Source organism: Acidithiobacillus sp. TH-A117, assembly GCF_057473465.1.
On the sequence record NZ_JBYCKQ010000003.1, the window covers coordinates 58,329 to 82,269 of the forward strand.

18 protein-coding genes and 2 pseudogenes are annotated in these 23,941 nt (G+C 55.7%); 7 read left to right on the forward strand and 13 right to left on the reverse strand.

Annotated elements, in window-relative coordinates; all coding sequences use genetic code 11:
• Positions 1 to 3: 3 nt before the first annotated feature.
• From AC2VLR_RS00810 to AC2VLR_RS00845, 8 genes are read right to left on the reverse strand one after another with little or no spacing between them, the layout of a single operon-like run.
• Positions 4 to 609 carry an SLATT domain-containing protein gene (locus AC2VLR_RS00810; RefSeq protein WP_486880432.1) on the reverse strand — a complete coding sequence of 202 codons (606 nt, stop codon included), beginning with the start codon at positions 607 to 609 and terminating at the stop codon, positions 4 to 6.
• Complete coding sequence (locus tag AC2VLR_RS00815; protein ID WP_486880433.1) at positions 587 to 1,462, reverse strand: SMODS domain-containing nucleotidyltransferase; 876 nt, start codon at positions 1,460 to 1,462, stop codon at positions 587 to 589. Before AC2VLR_RS00815 ends, AC2VLR_RS00810 begins: the two co-directional genes overlap by 23 nt.
• Before the next feature lie 28 nt (positions 1,463 to 1,490).
• Positions 1,491 to 4,595 (reverse strand): type I restriction endonuclease subunit R, encoded by a 3,105-nt coding sequence (locus AC2VLR_RS00820; protein WP_486880434.1) that lies wholly within the window; start codon positions 4,593 to 4,595, stop codon positions 1,491 to 1,493.
• Positions 4,592 to 5,674 (reverse strand): PDDEXK nuclease domain-containing protein, encoded by a 1,083-nt coding sequence (locus AC2VLR_RS00825; RefSeq protein WP_486880435.1) that lies wholly within the window; start codon positions 5,672 to 5,674, stop codon positions 4,592 to 4,594. Before AC2VLR_RS00825 ends, AC2VLR_RS00820 begins: the two co-directional genes overlap by 4 nt.
• On the reverse strand, positions 5,661 to 7,022 hold the full coding sequence (locus AC2VLR_RS00830; RefSeq protein ID WP_486880436.1) for a restriction endonuclease subunit S: 1,362 nt from the start codon (positions 7,020 to 7,022) through the stop codon (positions 5,661 to 5,663). Before AC2VLR_RS00830 ends, AC2VLR_RS00825 begins: the two co-directional genes overlap by 14 nt.
• Positions 6,949 to 9,480, reverse strand: a complete 2,532-nt coding sequence (locus tag AC2VLR_RS00835) for a type I restriction-modification system subunit M (RefSeq protein ID WP_486880437.1) — start codon at positions 9,478 to 9,480, stop codon at positions 6,949 to 6,951. Before AC2VLR_RS00835 ends, AC2VLR_RS00830 begins: the two co-directional genes overlap by 74 nt.
• 26 nt (positions 9,481 to 9,506) lie before the next feature.
• Positions 9,507 to 9,989 carry a PIN domain-containing protein gene (locus AC2VLR_RS00840; protein ID WP_486880438.1) on the reverse strand — a complete coding sequence of 161 codons (483 nt, stop codon included), beginning with the start codon at positions 9,987 to 9,989 and terminating at the stop codon, positions 9,507 to 9,509.
• A complete protein-coding gene (locus AC2VLR_RS00845; protein ID WP_486880439.1) occupies positions 9,970 to 11,049 on the reverse strand; it encodes an ImmA/IrrE family metallo-endopeptidase in 1,080 nt (359 codons plus the stop codon). The genes AC2VLR_RS00840 and AC2VLR_RS00845 overlap by 20 nt, the downstream gene beginning before the upstream one ends.
• A gap of 132 nt (positions 11,050 to 11,181) precedes the next feature.
• Here AC2VLR_RS00845 and AC2VLR_RS00850 point away from each other — a divergent pair, with 132 nt between their 5' ends.
• Positions 11,182 to 12,090, forward strand: coding sequence for a hypothetical protein (locus AC2VLR_RS00850; protein WP_486880440.1), 909 nt, complete (start codon positions 11,182 to 11,184; stop codon positions 12,088 to 12,090).
• Between the two features lie 390 nt (positions 12,091 to 12,480).
• Positions 12,481 to 12,912: an IS200/IS605 family transposase gene (tnpA, locus tag AC2VLR_RS00855; RefSeq protein WP_486880441.1), complete on the forward strand. Its 432-nt coding sequence runs from the start codon at positions 12,481 to 12,483 to the stop codon at positions 12,910 to 12,912.
• A 115-nt stretch (positions 12,913 to 13,027) separates the two neighbouring features.
• On the opposite strand, the gene AC2VLR_RS00860 is transcribed toward tnpA, so the two are convergent.
• Positions 13,028 to 14,413, reverse strand: coding sequence for an integrase domain-containing protein (locus tag AC2VLR_RS00860; protein ID WP_486880442.1), 1,386 nt, complete (start codon positions 14,411 to 14,413; stop codon positions 13,028 to 13,030).
• A 909-nt stretch (positions 14,414 to 15,322) separates the two neighbouring features.
• On the opposite strand from AC2VLR_RS00860, the gene AC2VLR_RS00865 reads away from it, so the two are divergent.
• On the forward strand, positions 15,323 to 15,505 hold the full coding sequence (locus AC2VLR_RS00865; protein WP_486880443.1) for a hypothetical protein: 183 nt from the start codon (positions 15,323 to 15,325) through the stop codon (positions 15,503 to 15,505).
• A 656-nt stretch (positions 15,506 to 16,161) separates the two neighbouring features.
• Here the strand turns inward: AC2VLR_RS00865 and AC2VLR_RS00870 are convergent.
• Positions 16,162 to 17,425, reverse strand: a pseudogene (locus AC2VLR_RS00870) (IS256 family transposase).
• A 902-nt stretch (positions 17,426 to 18,327) separates the two neighbouring features.
• Between AC2VLR_RS00870 and AC2VLR_RS00875 the strand changes: the two are divergent.
• Together AC2VLR_RS00875 and AC2VLR_RS00880 are read left to right on the forward strand one after the other, a co-directional pair.
• Positions 18,328 to 18,507 (forward strand): annotated as a pseudogene (locus AC2VLR_RS00875) (IS1595 family transposase); the annotation flags it as partial.
• 482 nt (positions 18,508 to 18,989) lie between these two features.
• Positions 18,990 to 20,000 carry a phosphorylase family protein gene (locus AC2VLR_RS00880; RefSeq protein WP_486880444.1) on the forward strand — a complete coding sequence of 337 codons (1,011 nt, stop codon included), beginning with the start codon at positions 18,990 to 18,992 and terminating at the stop codon, positions 19,998 to 20,000.
• An 83-nt stretch (positions 20,001 to 20,083) separates the two neighbouring features.
• Here AC2VLR_RS00880 and AC2VLR_RS00885 read toward each other — a convergent pair whose 3' ends face one another.
• The gene (locus tag AC2VLR_RS00885; RefSeq protein ID WP_486880445.1) at positions 20,084 to 20,383 is read right to left on the reverse strand and encodes a DUF5946 family protein; all 300 of its coding nucleotides are present in this window, start codon (positions 20,381 to 20,383) and stop codon (positions 20,084 to 20,086) included.
• Positions 20,384 to 21,034: 651 nt separating this feature from the next.
• Between AC2VLR_RS00885 and AC2VLR_RS00890 the strand changes: the two genes are divergently transcribed.
• Positions 21,035 to 21,697: a hypothetical protein gene (locus AC2VLR_RS00890; RefSeq protein WP_486880446.1), complete on the forward strand. Its 663-nt coding sequence runs from the start codon at positions 21,035 to 21,037 to the stop codon at positions 21,695 to 21,697.
• Between the two features lie 751 nt (positions 21,698 to 22,448).
• Here the strand turns inward: AC2VLR_RS00890 and AC2VLR_RS00895 are convergent.
• Positions 22,449 to 23,111 carry a DNA N-6-adenine-methyltransferase gene (locus tag AC2VLR_RS00895; protein ID WP_486880470.1) on the reverse strand — a complete coding sequence of 221 codons (663 nt, stop codon included), beginning with the start codon at positions 23,109 to 23,111 and terminating at the stop codon, positions 22,449 to 22,451.
• Positions 23,068 to 23,457, reverse strand: coding sequence for a hypothetical protein (locus tag AC2VLR_RS00900; protein ID WP_486880474.1), 390 nt, complete (start codon positions 23,455 to 23,457; stop codon positions 23,068 to 23,070). The genes AC2VLR_RS00895 and AC2VLR_RS00900 overlap by 44 nt, the downstream gene beginning before the upstream one ends.
• 141 nt (positions 23,458 to 23,598) lie before the next feature.
• Here AC2VLR_RS00900 and AC2VLR_RS00905 point away from each other — a divergent pair, with 141 nt between their 5' ends.
• Positions 23,599 to 23,769, forward strand: coding sequence for a hypothetical protein (locus tag AC2VLR_RS00905; protein ID WP_486880447.1), 171 nt, complete (start codon positions 23,599 to 23,601; stop codon positions 23,767 to 23,769).
• Positions 23,770 to 23,941 lie beyond the last annotated feature (172 nt).

The following is a 23,941-nucleotide window of genomic DNA, read 5'->3' on the forward strand; positions in this document are numbered from 1 at the left end:
TCCTTACTTGGTTGGCTGTTGGGTGGAAGATGCGCGCCGCAGGGTGGCGGGAAGGAATTTGTCGATCTCCTCGTCCGAGAACGTCATTTCCTCCTGTGCCTTCAACCCGTCACTGGCGATGCCGTAAGCCTTGGGATTGGTTCTGGGCGCGGTGGCGTAGATAGTGGCGAGCCGTGATTGCAGTTCGTCTCGTTTCTCCCGACTCGCTGCAATGTCGAGATTGCCGTCGTGCAAGTCGGACAGAATGGAGAGGTAGGATTCCCTAATGTCCCACAGTTCACTCGCTGTCTTTTTGTGTTTTTCCGCCTGCTGACCGGGATCGACATCTTTCATATACGCGGTCAGCACAAGCAAGACGGTTGAGAACAAAGTGGAAACGACCGTTGCCGCGTAGGCAACTTTTGGGTCGCCCAGAATTGCCGTCAGGAGGCCACCGGTCGTGATTGCGGAAAGAACGATTTGCGCGATCTTGATCCACTGGAGACGCCCCATGCATAGGTCAGCACATTTTTCGTGCGTTTTGGTCGAGTAGACGACACGCCCGAAGCATTCACGGATCTGCGCTTCGAGGGCCGTTCTTCCAGGGTCAGCCTGGGTAGTTGGTTCCATAGATTTCTCTCCAGCGTTGCCGGGCCGTCCACCCGTACTTGTCGCCTTGGTAGCTGCACGCATCAATGGCGATGTTCTTGCACCGAAGCGCTTTGTATTCAAAACCGCCAGTTCTCCAAACGTATTGGTTCGCCCCTGGCGAGAGCCAGTAGTTCTGTTTCTTGTCCTGACCGGCAACAAACTCGAAGAAGTCGCGACTCATGAAGTCGTAATAAACGAAAGATTTGTCCCGGTACTGGTGATTGCGAATGAAATAGTAGGCCAACGTATCAATCAGCAGTCCGCTGATCGGAACATTCCATTCCTTTTTCCATGCGCGTGCCATCTTGCAAAGGGTTTTGAGATTCCCATTGCATTCCTTGTCCATCCGATTAATCTCGGCGATTTCAGGACGTGGGTTGGTCGTTTTCCAGCTTCCACCGTTATTCGAGTCCGGATAGGTAAAGCTGTCATCGGTGTTCTCGAAAGCGGGCAGTACCTCGAAGGTGACGCCATCCGTAAAGGACACCACAACCACTTGCCCGTACGCGCCGATCCGGGTGGTCGGATAGGTTTTCTGCAATGCGTTCCGGAACAATTGCAACAACGCGGACTGACCATTGCCAACGTAGCTGTTATACGTGTTGTAGTAGGAAACCGGAAGCCAGAAGATCATGTCCACGTCGCTCGTCGCCCCTGTCGCAGTGTTGCGACCGTAGGAACCCGCGTAAATGCTGTGATACACCTTGGAATCTACACTCCAGAATTCGATGTTGAACCGGCGCGTGATCAGTTCGTAACGATCCGAGATAGAGCTGCGGTTCGTTACGGCCAGATTGTTGCAGAAAGTTCCAAAGTCCTCGCCGACACCCATTTCCTTTCCCTTTGCTAATCGAAAAGAATCATGCAGATGTGCCAGCCTGCGGCGGCGTCTTCGGCGAAACCACGCCCGGCTGATAGGTCGCATCGAACACCGTGTCCGTCAGCCAGCGCTTGAAGCTGGGGTTGTCGCTGAACTGCTTGAACAGTTCGGTGTGGTCGGACAGCAACTCCAGCACCACGCGGTTGAGTGCCTTGTCGTGCTCCAGCTTGGCGTTTTGCTTGTCGGAGTTCGCCTGGGCGTTCTGGTAGGCCTTGTCCTGTGCCACGCGCGCCGGGATCTCCTCGGTGATGACCTTGCGGATTTTGTCCTCGTCCTTCCACTCGATGTTGCCGAACAGGTCGTTGAAGGTCTTGATGATCGCGGAGAGTTTGTCTATGTCCGCCTCGCCCTTGCCGCCACCGCCCCCCGGCGGTACTGGATCGACCGTAGCGTCTGCGTCGGCCATCGCCATCTTCAGCGCAGCTTTGGCCTCCACCCGGTAGCTGTCCATGTCGATGGTCTCCAGCACCCCCTTGGAGAGGTCTTCCTCCTTGGGCGCGGGCAGTTTGGGGACAAGGAAATTCAGGAAGATCGACAGCTTCTCCCACGTCGGGTGGCCGTAGCTCAGGATCGCGGCAAGAAAGCCGTAGCTGCGCACGAAAGCCTTGGCTTTGCCCTTGAACTTGACCTGATCGTCCTCGCCGAGCTTGTCGGTGTACTCGGCCACACATGCATCGAGGATGGGGTCGAGCTTGTCCCGGTCTGCGCCGCTCAAGTACAGCGCCACCAAGTCCTCCACCTGCTGCCAGCTATACACTTGCTGTCCGTCGAGTTCGGCTTTCAGGTCATGCAGCTTGTTGGGGTCGGTTTCGCCGGTCTGGATGGTGGCGCGGTAGTAGTCCTGGAACGCCGCCTTCACTGCCTCGGCGTTGTCGGCGAAGTCGAGCACGAAAGTGTCGTGCTTCTGCGGGTGCGCACGGTTCAGGCGTGACAGGGTCTGCACCGCCAGCACGCCCGCCAGCGGCTTGTCCACGTACATCGTGTGCAGCAAGGGCCCATCGAAGCCGGTGACGAACTTGTTGGCAACGATCAGGAAGCGATACGGGTCTTGCTTGAGGTTGGCCGGAATGTCCTTGCTCGGAAACCCGTTGAGATCGGCCTCAGTCTTCTTCTGGCCACCAATCTCGAAGTCGCCCGAGTACGCCACGATGGCCTTGTACGGGCTCTTGATCTGCGTGAGGTAGTCCGACACCTCGCGCCAGTAGTCGATGGCCCGCGCGATGCCGTTGCACACGATCATGGCCCGCGCCTTGCCGCCGATCTTCTGCTTGCCCACGACCTGTGCGATGAAGTGATCGACCATGATCTCGGCCTTGCGGCGAATGGCCTTGTCGTGCGATTCGACGTAGTGGCGGATTTTCTTCAGCGCCTTCACCTTGTCGAATTCCGGGTCGTCCGCCACCGTCTTGGCCACTTGATAGAAGCTGTCATAGGTGGTGTAGTTCTCCACCACATCGAGGATGAACTTCTCCTGGATGGCCTGCTTGGTGGTGTAGGTCAGTTCTTCGGGCGAGCGGAACTGCACCTTGTCGCCGACGAAGGTCTTCTCGCCGAACAACTCCAGCGTTTTGTTCTTGGGTGTGGCAGTGAACGCAAAGTAGCTGGCGTTGGCCAGCAGCTTGCGCGAGGCGATGCGCTTCTCGATTTCCGCGTTCACCGCATCTTGCGTGCTGTCCTCCTCGAACTCCTCCTCGGCCACCTTACCGCTGGAATCGTGAGCGGCGGCTTTGCCGCCAAGGGCTTCGTGCATCCGCGCCGTGGTCTTACCGCCCTGGCTGGAATGTGCCTCGTCGATCAACAGCGCGAAGCTCTTGCCGGAGAGGTCGCCCAGCTCATCGAGGATGAACGGGAATTTCTGCACCGTGGTGACGATGATCTTCTTGCCACGGCGCAGGTACTCACGCAGCTCCTGCGCGTTGTCGGAGTGGCCGAAGATCGCCGCCACGTGGTCGTAACCCTTGATGGTGCGGGCAATCTGTGTGTCCAGCGCGCGCCGGTCGGTGATGACAATGATGGAATCGAACTGCGCCGTCATAGGGTCGTCCTTGCGGCGCAGTTCCACCAATTGGTGCGCCAGCCAGGCAATCGTGTTGCTCTTGCCGCTGCCTGCCGAATGCTGGATCAGATAGCGCTTGCCCACCCCATCGGTATGGGCGCGGCGCAGCAGGGCACGCACCGTGCGCAACTGATGGAAGCGCGGGAAGATTTGCTTGCGCTTCTTGCGCTTCCTGCCGTTGGCATCCATCTCGTCTTCCTCCACCACCTGCGCAAAGCTCTCGATGATGTTGGCGAGCGACTCCTTCGTCAGCACCTGCTTCCACAGGTAGTCGGTTTTCAGGCCGTTGGGATTGGGCGGATTGCCCGCGCCGCTGTTCCAGCCCTGGTTGAACGGCAGGAACCACGAGGCCTTGTCCTTCAGTTCGGTGCAGAACGCGGCCTCCGCGTCATCCACCGCGATGTGCGCAATGCAGCGCCCCAACTGGAACAGCAGTTCCTGCGGGTTGCGCGTGGTCTGGTACTGGACGATGCCGTCGGCGACGGTCTGCTTGGTCAGAGAGTTCTTCAACTCGAAGGTCAGAACCGGCAGGCCGTTGATGAAGATCACCAAATCCAGTTCGTTACCGGAATCGTTGCTGTAGCGCAGCTGCCGGGTGACGCTGAAGATGTTCTTGCCAAAGGCTTCGGCGGCGCTGGCGTTGCCTGGCGTGGGCAGCAGCTTGTAGAGATCGACCGTCACCGGCCCGTGGCTCACGCCCTTGCGCAGCACGTCCACCACGCCGCGCTTGGTGATCTCGCCTTGCAGCCGGTGCAGGAACTGGGTGCGCTTGATGCCGTCCGTCGCCAGTTCCAGCGTGTCCACCGCCCTGGGCTGGGTGGCATACAGAAAATCCAGCAGCTTCGGCACGTCCAGCGCCACGTCGCGGTTATAGTCGCCCGCCCGGCCCAGTACATACCCAGCCGACCCGTAGAGGGCTTCTGGCTCCTGCACCGTGCTCGCTGTAGCGGACGGGTGCTCGCTGATGCCCGCCAGATGACGCACGATCAGCCTTTCCAGTTCTTTCTCACTGGTGTCGGTCGGTTTCATATGCTCTCCAGCAGGCGGGCAATGGCCTTGGGCGACGGCAACTGGTCTTTCAGTTCCTTCGGCAGCGTCTTGGTGATGGCGTAGGTCGCCACGCCGATGGGCTTACGCGCGTCGCGCAGCGCGTACTCGACGATGGTGCGGGTTTTCTCCTTGCACAGGATGATGCCGATAGACGGGTTCTCGTCCTGCTGCCGCGCCTGCGCGTCCAGCGCCGCAAGGTAGAACTGCATCTTGCCGACGAACTCCGGCTCGAACTCGCCGATCTTCAGCTCGATGGCGACCAGCGCGCGCAGGCGGCGGTGGAACAGCAACAGGTCGATGAAGTATTCCTTGCCTTCCACCTCCAGCCGGTACTGGCTGCCCATGAAGGAGAACATGCCGCCCATTGCGCGCAGGAAGTCCTCGATGCGGGCGATCAACGCGCGTTCCAGCTCGCGCTCGCTGTGCTGCTCACCCAGTTCGAGGAAGTCAAAAGCGTACTCGTCCTGCACTGCCAGCTTGGCCTGCGCGCGCAGCGCCGGGGTCAGCGTGCGGTCGAAATTGGTCTGGCCGAGCAGCGATTTTTCGTAGCTTTGGTTGTCAATCTGGTGCGCGAGCACGTTCTTCGACCAGCCGAATTTGCGCGTCATGCGCAGGTAGAACTCACGCACCTGAGCTTCCTTGCAGCGCGACAGGATGAGCAGGTTATGCGCCCAGCCGATTTCTCCAACCAGTGGTTGGAGTTTTGGCGCGGCACTGTATTCCTGAAAGAACTGGCGCATGTACCACAGATTCTGCGTCGAGAAACCGCCCACGCCGGGGAAGGTCGCGCGCAGGTCGGCGGAAAGCTGCTCCACCACCCCCTTGCCCCAACCATCGGTCTCCTGACGCTCGACGATCATCCGCCCGATGTCCCAATACAAGCCGACCAGTTCCTTGTTGACCGCGCGCAGCGCTGCGTACTGGGCAGACTGGATGCGCGCCTTCACCTCGGCCAGCAAGGCCGGGTAATCCTTTGCCGTGGCGGCCAGCGCCGCGACGGCCTTACGCGTCGCTGGCGTACCCGTCTTGCGGGTGGTCGTTTTCTTACGCGTCGGCATCGGCGTCCTCCTCGCTGGTGCTACCCGCTTCGTCATCGCCCAGCGCGGCCAGCGCCGCATCGTCCACCACGTCATCCGGGCCGGGCTGCCAGCCGTGCACGTCCACTTGACCGGTGACCACATCGGCAATCAGGCGGTCGCGGTATTCGCGGATCAGTTTGATTTCGTCTTCGGTGTGGGCGATGGCGTCGTCCAGCGGCGCACTCTCTGTCTTGATGTGCGCAACGATGGCCTGCTGCTCCTCCACTGTCGGTGGCAACGCCACAGGGAAGCGTCCCAACACAGTTTCTGCGATGGCGGGATACGCGATGCCGATGGAGTTCGCCGCCACCCGGTTCACGAAGGCACTGCTCTGAATGACGTAACCGAGGTATTCGGGCTCCACATTCTTGCCGGGCGTGAGCACAGCAAAACCTGTGGATGCGATCAGGTCATCAGCGTCCTCATTGACATACCAGATGGCCTTCAGGTACGTCCGCACCGTCGAGATGACGGTGTCGCCTCGGCGTAAAACGCGACGCGCTCGGGACGGCGCCGCCTCGAAACGGATGCGCTCAAGTTCCTTCGACAAGCGCCCGGTTTGCACTGAGCCGATGTCCACGTAGCGGAACTCAAAATCTGGACTGGTCTTTTCACCCAGCGTGCGAGCATTCAGCCTCACCCAACGTTTAAGCGGCTTCACTTCCCAATGCTCCGGCACCTCGCCCAGCCATTCGATGCCGGACGGCTTAAACGCCACCGATGCGTCAAGGCCGCGCGTGACGGCGTGGTCGATGATGCGCAGCTTCTGTTCGGTGAGCAGCTTGATGAGTTCGCGCTTGGCCTGGATGAAGCGGGCGATGTGCGCGTCTTGCGCGCGCAGGTAGGCGACGATCTGGTCTTGCTCGGGGCGCGGCGGCTGGATCAGCGCAATGTCGAGGAACTGGTTCGGGTAAAGGCGCAGGCGCGAGGATCGGATGCCGGTCGAGCGCCCAATGTATTCGGCCACGTAGGCGCGGGTGCGCAACAGGTAATCGAGATACGCCGGGTTGAAGCTGTCGGCGTGGTGCGGGCGGTACACGCCATAGGCGGGGCTGACGATGCCCACGTGCTTGCTCGCACCAAGCGCCGCCATCCACGCCCACAGCGTGTTGATGACGATGTCGCCGGGGCGGCACAGCTTGGAGCCGACGTAGCTCGCCGCCTTGAACATCGTGACATTCTTCTGGCTGCGCGGGGTAACGCCGGTGAGGTGCGACACCGACAGCAGCTCTTCCTGTCCGCTCTTCGAGCGCTCATCCACCTCGCGGAAGAAGGTCTTGGCGCGTTGCTCGTTCCAATGCTCCGGTACGGTGGGCAACCAGCGCATCTTCGGCTGCCGATAGCTCGGATACACGCTCGCCATCACCATCACACACCCCCCACGATCTTGTGCAGCAAGCCTTCGCTCTGCTGTTCCAGCGCGAGTATGTCGGCGCGGATTTCTTCCAGCGTGCGCAGCGGCGCGGGCTTATAGAAGTAGCGGGCGAAGGAAATCCGTAGCCGATCTGGGTCTTGTCCGTGGCGATCCAGGCGTCCGGCGCGTGCGGCAGCACTTCGCGGGCAAAGAAGGCGTCGATGCCGCCCTGCTCCTTCAGCGGCACCTGCTCGGTGTCGCGTAGCTCGCTGTCCGGCTCGTATTCGACCATGAAGCGATCCTTGCCCACGGTTTCCAGGTAAGCGCCATCGAAGCTCGGCTCGAAGTGTTCGCCCGCTTTAAGCTTGGTTCGCTTGGCGATGACTGGCGGCGCGGACTCGTCGCGCCAGCTCACCGCCTTGAAGAGGGCTTTCTTGTCCGCCGCGCCGAGCTTGTCGCCCTGCGCCTTCATCACCGCATCGAACGTGTCGCGGAATGCGTTGTGATCGTCGAACACGGCGCTGCCCAATGACTGCTGTGCCCGTTGCGCCACGTCCATCAGCGCCTTGTCGCGCTGCCAGGTCGCGGCATCGAGCAGCTTCTTGCGGCGCTTGGCGGGCACGGCTTTGCGCGCGGCGGGAGCCTCGCTGTCATCGCCGCCGTTGTTATCGTCGGGGCTGTCTTCGCTGGCGTCGTCTTCGTCCTCGCCTTTCAGCCATGCCTCGATGGCCGGTTTGCGCTGGGCGAACTCGGTATAGAGCGCCTCGCCGTGGGTGGCGTAGATCTCGGCGCGCAGCGCCTCATCGCCAGTGGCAAAACGCAGCGTCTCGATGCGTTCGTCGGAGAGCTGGCTTTTCAGGCGCAGCGGGCGCTCGACGGTGATTTTCCAGTAACCAAAATCGGCGTTGTCGAACCACTTGCATTCCGGGGTGTCCTGACCCTCACCCCCGGCCCCTCTCCCGGAGGGCGAGGGGAGATAGAGGTCAAGAATGCGCTGGATGTCGGCCTCGGAGAGTTCGCAGTTCTTCTTGCCGAGGTTGCGGCGCAGCGGCTGGAACCATTTGCTGGCGTCGATCAACTGCACCTTGCCACGGCGCACTTCGGCCTTCTTGTTGGCCAGCACCCAGATGTAGGTGGCGATGCCGGTGTTGTAGAAGATGTTGAGCGGCAGGGCGATGATGGCTTCGAGCCAGTCGTTTTCCAGCACCCAGCGGCGGATGTTGCTCTCACCCTGGCCCGCGTCGCCGGTGAACAGCGCCGAGCCGTTATGCACCAGCGCAATGCGGCTGCCCAACGGCGTGTTGTGCTTCATCTTTTGCAGCTTGTTCACCTGGAACATGAGCTGCCCGTCACTGGAGCGGGTGATAAGCTTGAACTCGTTGTTGCCCGCGTGGCTGACGATGAAGCGCGGGTCGTCGAATTCCTGCTTGCCGCCCATGCGCGTGAGATCGGTCTTCCAACTCTTGCCGTAGGGCGGGTTGGAGATCATGAAGTCGAATTCGCGCGAACGGAACTGGTCGGCGGACAGGGTGGATTTGTCCGCGCCGCCGACGATGTTCTCGGCCTCCGCGCCTTCGCCTTTCAAGAGCAGGTCGGCCTTGCAGATGGCGTAGGTTTCGTCGCTGATTTCCTGCCCGAACAGGTGGATGGACACTTCCTTGCCGTGTTCCTCTGCCAGTTCGTGCAAGGCTTCCTCGGCCACGGTGAGCATGCCGCCGGTGCCGCAGGAGCCGTCATAGAGCGAATAAGTGCTGGACTCGATGCGCTCGGCCACCGGCAGAAACAGCAGCTTGGCCATGAGCTGCACCACATCGCGCGGGGTAAAGTGCTCGCCAGCCTCTTCGTTATTTTCTTCGTTGAAGCGGCGGATCATCTCCTCGAACACCGTACCCATGCCGTGGTTGTCCAGCGCGGGCAGCTTGATGCGGCCATCGGCATCCTTCACGGGCTGCGGCGCGAAATTGACCTCGGGATCGAGGAAGTCTTCGATCAGGTAGCCGAGAACGTGGGAATCCACCAGCTTCTGGATCTGGTTGCGGAAATTGAATTTGGTGAGGATTTCCTGCACGTTGGGCGAGAAGCCGTCCAGATACGCAATGAAGTCATCGCGCAGGCGCTGCCCTTGGCTGCTTGCCTTCAGCTTGGCCAGGGTGAATTCCGAGACGTTGTAGAAGGCCTGACCAGCCGCCATGCGCAACGCGCCGTCCTGCTCGGCCACCTTGTGGGTGTCGAGGAACTTCTTGCGCTCCAGCACCGCGTCCTTGGTGGCTTCGAGCACGGCATCGAGACGCCGCAGCACGGTAAAGGGCAGGATCACGTCGCGGTACTTGCCGCGCACGTAGACGTCTCGCAGGCGGTCGTCGGCGATATTCCAGATGAAGTCGGAAATCCACTTGATTTGGCTTTGGTCTTGGAAATGTTTAGATGCCATTACGCTTCTCGAATGTTGTTTGGTTCTTACTCAAAATCATCGAGCCTCTTTTCTGCTACGTCCCAGGGTAAGCGTCGCCCGTTTACCTTCATCTTGTGAAGTGCCGCTCGGGCCACCGCCACTGTGATTCGTTGTTGCTGCACCATCTCCTCAATGAGCCAGACTGTTCCCTTGACCTCGACCTGTTCCATCTCTGCTGCCTGGCGTAGGGCCGCATCGCCAGTAAGCAAAGGACACTGCTTTTCGTATGCTAGAGCGAGCGCGAACAGGTCGTTACGACCGGGTCTGGTGTATGTCTGACTGAGCGCTTCGACGCGCGCCACACACTGCGCCGACAGTGTCGTGGTCTGCAAGCCCATATCCAACAGGTGGGCGTGCTGCTCCTCGATTTCATCGAAATACAGCACATCCGGCACCGCAAACTGGTACCCGAGGCTGAACATCGGGGCTACTAGGTCGCCTACCTCGACATCCATCAAGATGTTGGCATCACTGATTAACAGCAGCACGAGGCGGCTCCTCCGTGCTCTCCATCGAGCGAACACGCCGGAACTGTATAAGCGACACGTTCATCAGCTCAGCCGCCTTGGATTCGCCGATGTACTCCTCGGCCAATGCGTGGAATACCAATTGCTCGAAGATGTGCGCCTTCTCAGCGGGATAATCCCGACCCGGCTCTTTGATATGCCACCCCTTGAATCGGAACAGTTTGGCCAGGTCATCGCGATAGGCCGGGGAGATGATTCCGAGATCACGAGCGCGATACAGGATTCCAGTCATTGACAACCCGAACTCTTCTTTGAGTAGCCCAAGCTCCTTGATCTCGACGGCGTTCCGATGCCCGCTCATCTCTTGCAGTACCGATGCGCGTGGAAACAGGAATGCTCCCGCAAACCGATTACACGCCATTTCCTCGTTGAGGTGCGCGGCAAGCCGGCCCTCAAGCATCAAGTGCCCAAGCTCATGGGCCAGCGTAAAGCGCTGCCGATCCCCTGGCCAATGACGACCGACGACCACGATAGGCATCCCCCTGACGCGGGCGGCAAGTCCGTCGAACTTGTTGTCAGCGTCGGCATCGATCATGAAAACACGAATGCCATAGGTTTCCAGGACATCTATCAGATCGGGAATTGGGTCAAAGCCAAGCTCCCAGGCATCGCGGACGCGCTCTGCGACTTCCTCGATCCCATCCATTTCCTCGATTGCTTGGGGCAAATCATCAACCGTTGCGAAGGCCTTGACCGGAGGTTGCGGAAACAGGTTCTCCAACTCAATACGCCGTTCGATTTGGTCGATCACCTCATGAGTGATCGCGTCCAGACGTTTCTTGGGCAAGGAGCTGCGCTTGCGGTACTCGATACCTTCCAAGGCGACAGGCTCCGGACGGAAAAAATACTCGGTGCGCACTTTGAGCACGCGCGATAGCCCAATCAGTATATCGCTTGACGGCATGGCAGCGCCGTCTTCGTACTTTTTGATGGCTGCGTGGGATACCCCGACGCGTTCACCTAGATCGCGCAGGGATAGCCCAGCGGCTTTACGAGCTCGACGGAGTCGAATGTTGAACATGGTTGCCCTCTTGTACCCAAGTTGGGTTGATTGCATTGGTTTACAAAAAAGACTAAATTTATAAATATTGTAAACAATGAACGTCACCAACTCAAGTGGTGGCTTGATATGCATGTAAGTCGGAGAGCTGGCATGGAATCAGCGCTAAATAAGCACACTGGCGAGATAGTTGACGCCGAGCAGTTGTGGATCATCAACCCGGTCGACCCCCTCGGCTATGAATGTCGCGGCTGCGGCGCCCAAGCTACCCCTTGCTCCTATCGACCGGAGAATAAGGTTCGCCCCTACTTCAGCGCGAAAGACGGGCACAACTCTGGCTGCGATGTAGAGGGCGAGGTCGAACTGGTGAAGCGCGCCCGGAAACAGCGCGTTTCAACTCGTGAGGGCTTCCCGGGCAGCTTTCCGAATCGGCTCGTGCTCCGAGACACACGACCTGTGGCAGGCTCAAACGGAATCTTGACTGCCGCCACGAGCGACGGACGACGGCGAGCTGGTTCTGATAGTTCGGGTGAGGCACAACGGGATCGCCATTGGGCAGCCCAAACCATTCGACCGATCTGCCGGACCTTCCTCAACTTTCCCTATGACCGCGACCTCCCTTTGGCCGTACCAGGCATCGCGGCCGATACCTACCAGCACGTCTTCCGATCTCTCAAGAGCAATCAGATCGTCCAGTACCCTGAACCGCGCCTTTTCTACGCGCCCATCAGTTGGAAGGCGTCAATAGCAAATAACGTCCAGATGGAAATTCAGTTGAGCTACGGCGAATGGAAAGAGCGGGAGCTCATTCGTTCGTATCGGGTGAGAATGGACTGGAAAGACTGGAGCGCGGCTAGGCGCAACTACGTTTCTCGAGAGATCGAGACTGCAAGGTCGGAGTACATGACGGCGAAGAAGCGCGGCGACAAGGAGAAGGGATGGCTCTTCTTCATTGGGAAACAAGACGAGAGCGACCCCACGCACTTTCACGTCGACGATCATCGACTCGTCTGTTGTGTGGTCGCCGAAATGATCTATCCGCCATGGCCTTCTAAGCACTAGAAGGGGCAAGCTCCCGGTCGAGCCGGTACTCGAACAGGACCAGTAGCCGTGGTCAGAACAACATACAGCGTAGCGACCGTCCACGCTACTGGACGTGTTTAGGACGCCCCAAATGGCTCAAGGAATGCTTACGTCAACACCACTGAAACGCACCGAACCAGCCGTCGCGGGAGTCGGCGCGGGTGCGGCTCACTAGCAGCGTGAACGTATTGTTTCCCAAACAAGAGCAACCGTTCAAATAGGCGCGGGGTTTATTACATAGATTCCTTTTTAACCAAAAATAGGAAATCCCCCGGCTCTGCCGGGGTGACAGTAGATGTTTGACATATAGTGGAGTCCATCGGAGAACCGACGTTGTGAGCCGCCAAGCACACGATGAAGGAGGTACCGATGGACGAAGGAATGAGCCTAAAGCACAGCAGGTGGGAGTGCAAATATCATATTGTATTTATACCGAAGTGCTGGCGTAAGGTGCTGTATGGGCAGTTACGGCGTGATCTGGGAGAGGTATTTCGGGCTTTGGCCCGGCATAAGGAAAGCCGGATAGAAGAAGGGCATTTGATGGTGGACCATGTGCATATGCTGATTGCGATACCGCCGAAGTATGCAGTGTCGAGTGTGGTAGGATACATCAAGGGCAAGAGCGCGATTCATATTGCGCGGACCTACGGGGAACGGAAGCGTAATTTCGTGGGCCAGCATTTTTGGGCGCGGGGATATTTTGTTTCGACCGTAGGTAGGGATGAGGCGATGATTCGGGATTATATTCGCCATCAGGAGAAAGAAGATGCACGGGTGGATCAGTTGAACATATGGAGCTGATCTGGGCCACCCTGTGGTGGCGCCAAAACTGAGGGGCCGCGTTAGCGTCCCCTTTAAGCCGCTTTGAGCGGCTCACAAACTAAAGCTCCCGGCTTTGCCGGGAGATATTTACTCTTTAGCGGTGGTCCCTTCGGCGTACCAACGTGCGCCGATTGATATTCAACCGCCTCCCGGCAACGCTGGATTTGGGCAAACCGCAGAGTGTCCGCAACGCCTGCTCCCACTCGGGATGGCCCAGGGCATACGCCAACCGGAGCATCGAGAAAAAATAATCCTTTTGGGTTTTCGCGCTCAGGGGATGCCCTGCCCGATGCGCCTGCACCATCTCCTCCATGACTTGCAGGGTAATCTGATGTAGATACTGGATATGGGCAGCCTGGCAATAGGGTAGCACTACCGCACACACCCGCTTCACATGCACGACACGCTCTTTCTTGGACCCCCGAAAGTTTCTCGCCAGCAAGAATGCCAGCGACGATGCCGTAATCGGCGCCCGCAGTTCCTGCAGCTCGCGACGCACTTCCTTTTGCTGCTGCAGCTCTTGTTGCCGTTGCCCATCCGTTGGGCGGCGGGCGCCGATGTAGGCATTCAGGACTTCCGTACGATTATGCCCCAGTTCCTGACTGATGGCCTGCCGGGCGGCGGTATCCAGCTCCCGAGATACTCTTCTCCCCCCCGCAAACACCGGGGCAGCGGCCTGGGTGATGGCCTGATACCGCGCACAGGCGTAGGCACTCCGTAGATCATGGTACCCCTTGATGCCATGGTCTTTCAGCACTTTCCGGGCGCGAGCAACCTCGCGACGGATAAAAGTGATGTAATTCTGGTCGGGGGGAATCAGACAATGGGAACCAGATGCTTGGCAAAACTGTTGGGCTTCATGGAGAATCTCCAGCCCGAAGGCATGGATGATGACCTTGCGCGTCACCTTCCGTCCCCCCTTGGTGCCCTCCTGGATATTGATGACACCGTGTCTGATGCCTTCACGGTACAGGCGGGGGATATCTGCCAGGACCGTTTCGCGCAAGCGCATCCCAAACATCCGGGCCATCAAGACGATCAGTGCGCCGCGTGGTAGCCCCTGTTTACGCATCGCCTCGACGCAATCAAGGACCCCTGCGAGGGCCATCCCGGTGGGCGGAGTAGTCCGGGTCCAGGGGCGTTTCCCCGTAGTGGCGGATGGAGACACCCGAAATGCTCGCTGTTTGCGGACAAATCCCAGCAGCCGATTGGCGTCACTGAGGATGTTCTGAGCGTAAGCCGGGGACCAGTCCTTCTCCTGCATCAAGTCCTGGATATATTCGGCAAATTGCTGGAGATGGGAAAATTTCACTTTCTCCAGATCGGTAATGCCTTGTGCTTGCAAAAAGTCCACAAGATACTGCAGCCGCACCCGTTTCGCGCGGATGGTTCCATAACCCCGTGCTTGTGCTTGAATAATCTTTTCCACAGCCCGTTCAACAGAAAAGGCGTAGCCATAATTTTTGAAGACATAATGCATAACTCCCTCCTGACGTTCCGATAGCCGTTCTGGATACCCTCAAAGGAAGATACCCAGAACGGCTGACAGCCTAGCCGACCCGATGCGCGCATAGGGTGGTAATGGGATATGGTAATGGGGCCTCATGGAGAACAGATCGCGAACTGCGATTCGATAGCTACTTGGTTCTGCTCTTTAAAAGGCCAATTTCTGAGTCTGGCAGTGGCGCGTTCCACCCCAGAATCCGCATTGTTCTGCGGAATAATGTGCAATAAGTCCATGATTCAAATTCCTTTCTATGAAAAATTCGATCCCCTCTCTTTCTTCCGGGGATAGCGATGTAGATGATTCGGTCCAAAACCGGAGAAATATAGGTCGGGGAAATACCGACTTGTCTTTGAAATAATGCGCGGTGCGTTCACACTGACTACTGGCTCCATAGAGGGTGCCGACCAGCAGGCCACAACGCGCATGAAGATTTGCCCTATGTCATGGCAACAATTGCAATCATTCATTTTCATCCCAGTGAGGGGACGATGCTTCTTCTGTGCAAAAGCACGCAACCGATGGCCAAACTACAGCCTGTTCAAGATATAGAGGCCTAAGCCGTTTTCTAAGGGGCGAACCCCTGATGTAGTCCACAATGGTGGAACTGGAGTAATTCGGGATTATGCGACCGTCGCAGCCCATCCGGGCAGAAAATCGTTCAGCCAGTACCAATGGTCCATGGCTTTGTCATGGCACCAGAATACAACCGCTTGTCGCGCCCTTGTGCATCATTAACCGGGTATTTTCGTGTTTATTCCAACCATTTTTCCGATGCATGGCAGACCAACGCCGCCCGTACGCCTGAAAATTTGCGGCTACACACTATGATAAAATGGAAGCCGTGGTGAAACATTCTCTCTGGTTATCGCAAAGGAGAAACAAATGAGTTATATGCTGAAATCGCCTCTCGCTCTTTACATGGCTTTACGTGAGACAGAAATCCCTCCTGAGTTGGCTATGCGGGTCGTGGACGCATTGACTTTGGACTTTCAGGCTCTCGCAGCCCAGCAAAATCCAAGAGAAAGCCCTCCCAAGGAAGATGCAGAGAGGCCTCACCCCACCTGATAATGGCACTGCCGGTCTGAAAAAAATTGCTTGCAGTACGGAATTTTGATGACATTTTGGTGACAAGCCCAAACCCTTGAGCTTCTCAAGTTAACAAGGTATCGCAGAGGGTGACGCTTGGCCGTGGGATCAAATTGATCCCACGGCTTCCCTGGTAGGGCAGGTGGAAATCGCTCATCCCTGCTGCCGGGGGCCTGCTTCTGGGAATGACAGGTATGCAGCGTTATGTATACCTCGCGATTATGTATAGCGGAATAGCTGAGAGCCTTGCTGCGAATGGGTTTTAAAGACGTACCTTGCTCGCGAGCTCTACATAATAAGCGCTGTTTTGGAGTCACCGGCAAGATGGCTGCACACCGGCAGTGCCTAATATTGGTGTCAGGATTCCAGATCGGAAGGAGTGCTAGGATTCACAGGAAACCACCTTTACAATCATTAAGTTAATGGTGGCCCAAAGATCTCTGATCAGCATTGTGACCATCGATCAACCTGGTAGCAGGGTGTTGATTTGTGGCGCATACGGAGCGCTGTCGTGGTAACCACACACAATGAATCGACCAATTTTATGTAGATAATCACGATACCGATACTACCAAATGGCCCGCATTGACAGAGCTATAGTCAATTCTGGTGTATCAGCATTTCCTGCCATAGCTTCAGGCGGCGTCCTGTTGGTTCTCCGACAGGGTCTGGTTGGCCGGTAATCCATCGATAAATTTCACTCCAGTAAAAAGGTCTCGGACTTTCTCCGGGGCATAAATCCCAATCCAGCGTTTCTCTGCCTGCTGCAGCATCTTGAAGCCCAGTCCCAGAAAGCTGTTGCGCGATACACAGTTTTTTGTGCGCGATGTCCGGTGACGCACGGTGGCAAAGGTCGATTCAATGGCATTGGTGGTGCGGATATGTCGCCAATGTTCGGCCGGATAATCTATAGAAGGCTAGCAATTCCGCCCGATCCTTTTCCAGCTTGGCCACGGCCTTGGGATACTTCGCCTGGTAGTTGCGCACAAAGACCTCCAGGGCTTTCTCCGCGTCCTTCCGGTTTGCCGCCATCCAGATTTCCTGCAGTACCGCCTTCGCCTTGCCCTGCTTGGATTTGGGCAGTTCGTTGAGGATGTTGGCGGTCTTGTGTACCCAGCAGCGCTGCTGGCGGGTTGCCGGATAGGCTTCATCCAATGCGGCCCAGAAGCCCATGGCGCCATCTCCAATCGCCAGCAAAGGAGCGGTTTCCAGCCCCCGCGCCTGGAGATCACGGAGTATCTCCAGCCAGGAGGCCTTGGACTCGCGCAGGCCGTCGCTGACACTGACCAGTTCCTTCTTCCCGTCCGCCGTCACGCCAATAATCACCAGCAGGCAGATGCGCGGATCCTCCTCCGCACGCAGGTTGGTATAAACACCATCCACCCACCAGTAGGCATACCGTTTACCTTCCAGAGAACGGCGTTGCCAGGCCGCATGCTCTTCCGCCCACTGCGCCTTGAGCCGCCCCAATACCGCCGGGGAAAGTCCCTTGGCCTCTTCGCCCAAAAGAATGGAAAGCGCCTCCTGCATATGACCAGACGATACCCCATGCAGATACAGCCAGGGGACCGTGGCCGCCACCGTCCGCGATTTCCACACATACGGGGGCACCAGTGCCGAATTGAACTTCACCCCCGAACCTGAGCGGTCCCGTACCTTGGGAACCCTCACCGGCACAGGGCCCAGGGCAGTCATGATCTCTCTCTCCGGCAGATAACCATTCCTTACAACCGCCTGACGGCCATTGACCATCCGTACAGCAGAAAACTCTTCCAGCAATACGGCCACCTCTGTCTCTATGGCCTGTTCGATCAGGGAACGTGCCGCACGCCGCAGCACGCCTTCTATCCCCACGCCCAACTCTCCCATACCACCCTCAAATACAGTATTCTTTTCCACGGCGTACTCCTTACGTTGCTTACTTGGTCTGCAAACCCTTTGTAGCAACAGTACGCCACCTTACTCAAGTCAGTTGTACACCAGATTCGATCATAGCTCGCATTGACAGGGCTTACAGCCAGATCCACATGCGCACTATACATAATCGCGAGGTATACATAACGCTGCTTATGTATATATATACATAAGCAGCGTAACCGGCCATTCACGTACCCGATAAAGCCGAGGCATCCACCCCATCCCCAAGCGAAGCCCTGGCCGCAGGGTTTGATGCCGACATACTCTAACAACAGGATCTGCTGCAGGACATGCTGGAACAGCGCGTTGCGGAAATCCTGCAACAGGCCCCCTGTCCGATGGATGCCGAGGGAGAACATCTGTTCCGCGATCCGCAATGACCATGAGTCCGTCCAAACCAGATAGGTCACCAGCTCGGACGTTATAAAAAGCGGTTTTAATCCCAACAGCCCCGTATATGCGCGCTACCTAAAATTGCGCATTTTCGGACAATCCCCTACATTACGAAGACTTTCCTGAAATTTAAAAGGACCCATAATTTCATACTGTCAAATGCAACAAAGGGAGAGGATGGGTATTGGTACTACATCGGCCCCGTGCGTCTGGCCGCAGACCTGGCCGAAATGGACCCCAGACAGGCTAGGCGCTGTATGCAACGCTTCAAGGAAAATGGCCTGCTGGAAGAGCACGTCAAGGTCCGCCGCTGTACACCCAAGCAATACCAGATTCACCTCAGGGTAAGTCAGTCAAAGGATGCCGCCAAGACTAATTTTGGCAGCGGTGTCCTACACCTGTTTTTGCAGCACCTAAATCTCCCGTTCCAGCTTTTCCAGCCGGATGAGCACGGCATCGGGATAGGTCGGTTGCCGCATGGACAGAATGGCCGGGGTCGGGGCGGTCAAACCGCAGACGCCGTCCTGAAAAAGGTCAACAGCGAAGCAGTTGGCAAGGTGCTCAAGCCGATCTTTGCCAAGGACACCCTGCTTTGTGCGGATGGCATCTCCATTTATGGGCGCGTGGTGCAGGAGCTGGATGTGCCCCTCAAGGCGATGAATGTTAAGGCTGTCAAACAGCACTTGGGATTAGTCAGGTTTCAACAGAAATCAGCGTCAATATTGTTCACCCATGGATAAAGTAATATTCCGGCAATTGTTACCATAATTCAGGAAGTTGAGGAGCAGATTTCCACGGCATGGTGCGGTAAAATCCAGATGCTGACAGGTGGCTAACGAATAACGCTGATTAACACGCCATGGGGCATGGCATGCCTGATCATGCGGTTCGCGCGCCTTTGTTCCGTGTTGCGTTTTTTGATGCGTACTCACGATGAAATAGCACTTTAATAGTACGCAATATATAGTGATTATAGTCGATAGATGAATTCTTCGAGATACACCGCCCAGAGGTGTATGGGGTCAAAGGCACGACCGCATCCGATTGGTGCCGGGCATCTTTGAGTGCGGTGAAACGAAAAGGTGGCCAGGTTTTGGTTTTATTTCGAAACTCGATCACGATTTTTTGTAAAACAAATAGGAACTACAAACTCATGAAATTTGCACGACATTTTATTAGTATTTTATCGGCTTTTTGTCTCCTATGGTTTTCCGTGGGCGGCGCGCAGGCCGATCAAAAACGCGCGGGTCTGGGTGGTAGTGGGTATTTAGGGCTGCTCATTCCCGTAGGGCCTGCTCATTATGCCGTCATCCTTAAAAAGTTTAAGAAGATTAAATCAGTTCACATAGGTCAATTTGATTATCAAATCGGAAGTATTTATAAGGTTCCTGTAGTTATCTGCATCCAGCCATTTGGCGGAGAGTATACGCGCGCGCTTACCGCGCAAGTTATGGTCGATCACTTTCATATAAAAGCTCTGTTATATCCTGGGACATCTGGCGCTCATATTCCGCCAGGACAGATGCATGTAGGCGATATTGTTATAGGGACAAAGCAAGTAAACTTTGCAGATTTTTACATGTCGCCAACTGGTCACATCATCCCAGATGAGTTTTCCGGAAAGTCAAGTCTTAAGAATTATCAATATTTTTACCTAAACAAAAAGTTGGAAAAATATACCGCTTGTGCGGCGCAATACGTTGCTGACAGAGAGAAGTTGCCATCGTGGATTAATGGCAAATTCAAAGTACAAAAGCCTGAAATATATTATTATGGAATACAGGGAACGTCTTCAATGTGGCTTGCCGATAAATCGTTTATAAAGAAAACTGATGATGTTTTTCATGAGGTTGATGAAGATGGCGATTGGTTTTCCGCTACGGTTGCAAAGCTGGCCAATATTCCTTTCATAGAGGTGAGCACCATATCCGATAGTATATTTGAATTTAATGGAAACGGCGTTCCTCCTCAGGGTGCACATCGGAAAACGGCATCGCAAATAACGCAGAACATCAGTGATAAAATAATGCTAAGAGTTATAAAAATTTACGGCAATAATCTACTTCACAGAGAATATGGTTATCCGTCTGGCGATCCGTATCCGAACTATTTTTACCAAACCCCAACGGATCCCCGTGGTTTGGTGGACGGTTGTGAGAGATAGCAACGATTGTCCATGCTGGAGACAAATGTATGCGTACATTCTGTGGCTATGCTTGGCGCCGTCAATAGCGAGTTATTATATCATTAATTAGATATGGAGAATGTAAGATGTACACTGAATACAGTACGAAGCACCGCGTACATTGAAATCAGATGCGCTGCGACTGATTGAATTGACTGGGGAGACGGCGTGCCTGGATGTTGAACGGCATACGTGTCAACGGTCAGTCGATGAACGGCCATGTACTCAGAGTTCTCGTACTCCCGCGCGAGCAGTTCACCGTACTTTGCCCAACAGGCTGGCGTTGATTCCATATAGCGGTGTACCGGCCCGTCGATGGTCTGCAGGTCCAAGCCACAACCGGAGCAGCGCGAAGAATTCATGGACAGTTGAGCGCAGTTGGTGCTTCGTGATGCCTAAAACGTAATTTAGACGGCATCCCTGCCGCCCTACCCACTTCGCCTAAATTCCGTTCACCCCTCCGGGCCACCAATTCTCTGGCATCACATCTGTCTCTACCTGTTTATCGCAACCTAAATTTATCTGGATGCCCAACCACATGACTAATCGGAGAATCCCCCCACACCACCCCAATAAGTATGAAACATAATTTAGCCTATTCATATGACCGCTTCCAGTCTTAACCCGCCCTTCGGCCGTCGGCTGTAAAACCTTACAGGAAGCATTTAACCAGCAAGAGTACTCACCTCACAGACTTTCTTTTTCCAACCCAGGGGCGCAGCACATATCGTCCTGGTTTGGCACTAAGGCCGTAGGTTGCCAATCAGGTTTTGCATATAGCCGTATTTCCCGACATAACAAAAATAATCCGTCCTTACCCCTATTTCGACCTTTTCCCCCTCTCCGAAAACCGACCTTGCGCACCCTTCTGGTTCGCCCAGAGCAGCGGAAACTTTCTCCTAAAAAAGCGATGAAATGGGCAAAGATCAGAGCCGCTTCAAAAAAATAAACCCATATTTTCGTGTGGTAATCTGAATTAGTGCAATACCGCACGTTACTCAAGGAACATCACCATGCAGTCTATTAACCGTTACGAAGAACGCCTGACCAACTATATCCACCAGAAAGACCTTGCAACGTTTCGCGAACAAGATTTCCAGCAATGGTCTCTTACAGAAGAAGGATGTGGTTATTGCGTTTCCCACGCAGGGACTTGGCATTTTTTCGGATTCGTCCCGCGTCCCAACCAGGAAATGCTCCTGGTAGCCGTCACTCAGAAGCAGGATTTCCTGTACTACCGACTGGATGCCGCTGCTCTCCAAAAAAAGGTGGAAGGGCAAAAGCGGCTCTGGAATGTTCCCCATCAGCAATCCTGGCAAGCCACCTTGCTGGATTTCAGTGGGGTGCATCCTCTCTTTTTCGCACAACTAGCATGGAAGGTTATGCCCGGCTCGCTTGAAATGTGGGATGAGGATAGGGCCATTATTCTGGTTGCCCAGCTGGCTCGCCCCTTGGGGCCGCTCGGGACCGACCCACAAATGGATTTGACGCATGCGCTGTTCCAATTCCTGGAAAAGCCCATCATCAAGTTTCTGGTCAATGCGTTCCCCACTGCCACGCTCGGCCAGTACCGGTTCTTGTCAGAGGCTGAAGATCCTGTGGACCAGCAGGAACGGATGCAGGCTTTGCAGCGCCGCCCGGGTCTGGTTCCGCGGTTTCTACTAGCCGACTTGTAGCCTCATGTACATGCCGGGTATCCCATAGCAATCGTGGCTTGCCCGGCATGCCCTCTGTTTTGAAGCGTATTTCTTTCCTCTGTCTCGGTTATCTGAAAAGGATTATGGCTATGTCTATCTCACCGCAGCTCACGCAAATTGCGTATGTGGACGCCCTGTAGCATCTGCTGGTTGGGTGCATTTTTCTCGTCATCGCCCTTATTGCACTGGGGGTCGCCTTCTACGCCTGGCGGAAATACCGCAAAGAACCGGATAATGAACGGTGGTCGCTATCTTGCTTTATATCCGGGTTGGTTGCGGTCACAGTTTTTGCGCTCTCCTTATTGTTTCTGTGTAACATCTGGAACTGGGTGGGGATAAGTCACCGGCGCTACTGGCGGCCAAGCAGCAGATTACCAGAGCGCATCGGCCCCGGCCGTTGTTGTGATAGCGTTTTTTGATGACCTTTCGATGACGTCTATACACCTTGGGTGACACCTGGTTTGACTCCCGAAACATGTTCCATTGAAAAACCGCAATGCGACTTGACTAAAAAGTGTCGCCCCCCCTCAGAATGGGGATGTATCTTCATCGCGGTCCACACCCAGATATCTATCCTACCCCCCCAAAAAACCCACCTGGAGCCAGTCTCACCGGCTCTATTTTGTTTGTTGAGAACAGGCACAATTTTGCCTTTTATAGATGGGGCCTCCTCTACCCTCTGGGCCGAAAAACTCACTCGCTAACCCTCTCTGTATGTTTAAGCAATGGCTCAGTAAGGCCATGCACATAACGTGTTCTTGTTACCATCATCCCCGTGCTGCTGTCCCAAAAACACCAATACCGAGGGGAATGGGCTGGCATCCCCAGGCTCCCCATTTTCTCGGAGAAATCTGATTCTTCCCGGCAGAAAGTGGAATTGTGCCCCCGCATCCATCAGCGAGTGCCACCAGCGGGTATCGGTTCTCCCCGGGATAAGGAGACAGACTACCTCCGCTCGGCCTGTCTGGACTTCCGCAATGGCTTTTTGCACCCATAACCCCAGTTGGCGACCATAAGGAGGATTCAGCCAGACCTTGCCCATCCATGGCTGACTTAGCCCATCCTCCCTGATGGTATAACGGATTTTCGCTGGCACCGGTCCATCAACCCTTGGACTTGCTGGGTCGCAATCAAACTCCAGGATTCCCCAAAAACGCAAAACGCTTTCAATGAGGTCCGGCGGGGTATACCATTCCCACGATTTTGAAGAAAAAATCACCGGGCTTTTGTTGGCTTGGTTTTCCAGTCTGAGGCGCTCTCGGTGGGCCTGTTGGCTCGCCCGCCAGCGCGCCCTATCTGTGGGATATTTCCGGGGACGTCCGACTTTTCGTGGGGATTTTGATGACATTTTAGATGACTCCCTGAAAATTGGCGAAGTGCACACAGCACCCATATTGCGGTATTCCTCCCCAAGTGAAGGGAGGCGCGGGATCAAATTGATCCCAAGGCCATGCAGGGTAAAACCGCCGCCCATCATCCTGCCGCACTTCCAACAGACGGAGCTCACTCCTATAACATACTATTAAATAAAAAGATTTTTGATAAATCAGCGCCACTTGCGGGGCAGTCAAAAGATATTTGGCCATGTCCATCTCCGTCGTTAATGATTTCATGGAGAACAGCATATCCAGAGCGAAAACCCTTTTGTGAAGGAATAAGGGCCTATTTTCGCGTTTTTTCTGTTTTCCTCTGTCGTTGGTATAGCGCCCTCCGCCTGGCCTATCTGTGCGCGCAGGCATCCCCTGTCTCCAGAAAAACAGACAAGGCACGTCCCCCGTCGGAGGATGGACATCTAAGGAAGCAAATTTTTGCCCCACGGACCCGTGGTAAAATGAAGATGTACTCTCGCAATCAACATCTGACACCACCGGAGAATGTTTATGTCCCCTAAAAATGACCCAGAAAAAAACGCCCCGCAGCAGCTGGGTGCCCAGATTCTTTCTTTTTCAGAAGCCGTCCGCAAACAGCGTGAAGCCGAAGAACGGCTCGTGGAGATACTGTTTGGTCCAGAAGCGGCTGTCGCCTGGCGGGAGGAAACCCACCCACGATAAAAACGAGCCGCCCGGTCTGGATGCCGGGCGGTCCGATGCACAAACCGGTACAACACTGGTCAATGGTAACTCCTCTCATTTTATCTCCTTTGATAGTGAGAAAAAACGCGAAAATAGCCGTTTATTGTTCCGCAAACCCCCTCTGGAGGGCATTAAGCTAGTCCCATCATCG

Coding starts and splice junctions, on each gene's coding strand:
- AC2VLR_RS00895 (WP_486880470.1), bottom strand. CDS start 23,111: ATGGGTGCTGTGTGCACTTCGCCAATTTTCAGGGAGTCATCTAAAATG.
- AC2VLR_RS00825 (WP_486880435.1), bottom strand. CDS start 5,674: ATGCCGACGCGTAAGAAAACGACCACCCGCAAGACGGGTACGCCAGCG.
- AC2VLR_RS00880 (WP_486880444.1), top strand. CDS start 18,990: ATGAAATTTGCACGACATTTTATTAGTATTTTATCGGCTTTTTGTCTC.
- AC2VLR_RS00885 (WP_486880445.1), bottom strand. CDS start 20,383: ATGAATTCTTCGCGCTGCTCCGGTTGTGGCTTGGACCTGCAGACCATC.
- AC2VLR_RS00815 (WP_486880433.1), bottom strand. CDS start 1,462: ATGGGTGTCGGCGAGGACTTTGGAACTTTCTGCAACAATCTGGCCGTA.
- AC2VLR_RS00865 (WP_486880443.1), top strand. CDS start 15,323: ATGAGTTATATGCTGAAATCGCCTCTCGCTCTTTACATGGCTTTACGT.
- AC2VLR_RS00820 (WP_486880434.1), bottom strand. CDS start 4,595: ATGAAACCGACCGACACCAGTGAGAAAGAACTGGAAAGGCTGATCGTG.
- AC2VLR_RS00810 (WP_486880432.1), bottom strand. CDS start 609: ATGGAACCAACTACCCAGGCTGACCCTGGAAGAACGGCCCTCGAAGCG.
- AC2VLR_RS00860 (WP_486880442.1), bottom strand. CDS start 14,413: ATGCATTATGTCTTCAAAAATTATGGCTACGCCTTTTCTGTTGAACGG.
- AC2VLR_RS00900 (WP_486880474.1), bottom strand. CDS start 23,457: ATGCCTGCGCGCACAGATAGGCCAGGCGGAGGGCGCTATACCAACGAC.
- AC2VLR_RS00905 (WP_486880447.1), top strand. CDS start 23,599: ATGTCCCCTAAAAATGACCCAGAAAAAAACGCCCCGCAGCAGCTGGGT.
- tnpA (WP_486880441.1), top strand. CDS start 12,481: ATGGACGAAGGAATGAGCCTAAAGCACAGCAGGTGGGAGTGCAAATAT.
- AC2VLR_RS00830 (WP_486880436.1), bottom strand. CDS start 7,022: ATGCGCTGGTTGCCCACCGTACCGGAGCATTGGAACGAGCAACGCGCC.
- AC2VLR_RS00835 (WP_486880437.1), bottom strand. CDS start 9,480: ATGGCATCTAAACATTTCCAAGACCAAAGCCAAATCAAGTGGATTTCC.
- AC2VLR_RS00845 (WP_486880439.1), bottom strand. CDS start 11,049: ATGTTCAACATTCGACTCCGTCGAGCTCGTAAAGCCGCTGGGCTATCC.
- AC2VLR_RS00890 (WP_486880446.1), top strand. CDS start 21,035: ATGCAGTCTATTAACCGTTACGAAGAACGCCTGACCAACTATATCCAC.
- AC2VLR_RS00850 (WP_486880440.1), top strand. CDS start 11,182: ATGGAATCAGCGCTAAATAAGCACACTGGCGAGATAGTTGACGCCGAG.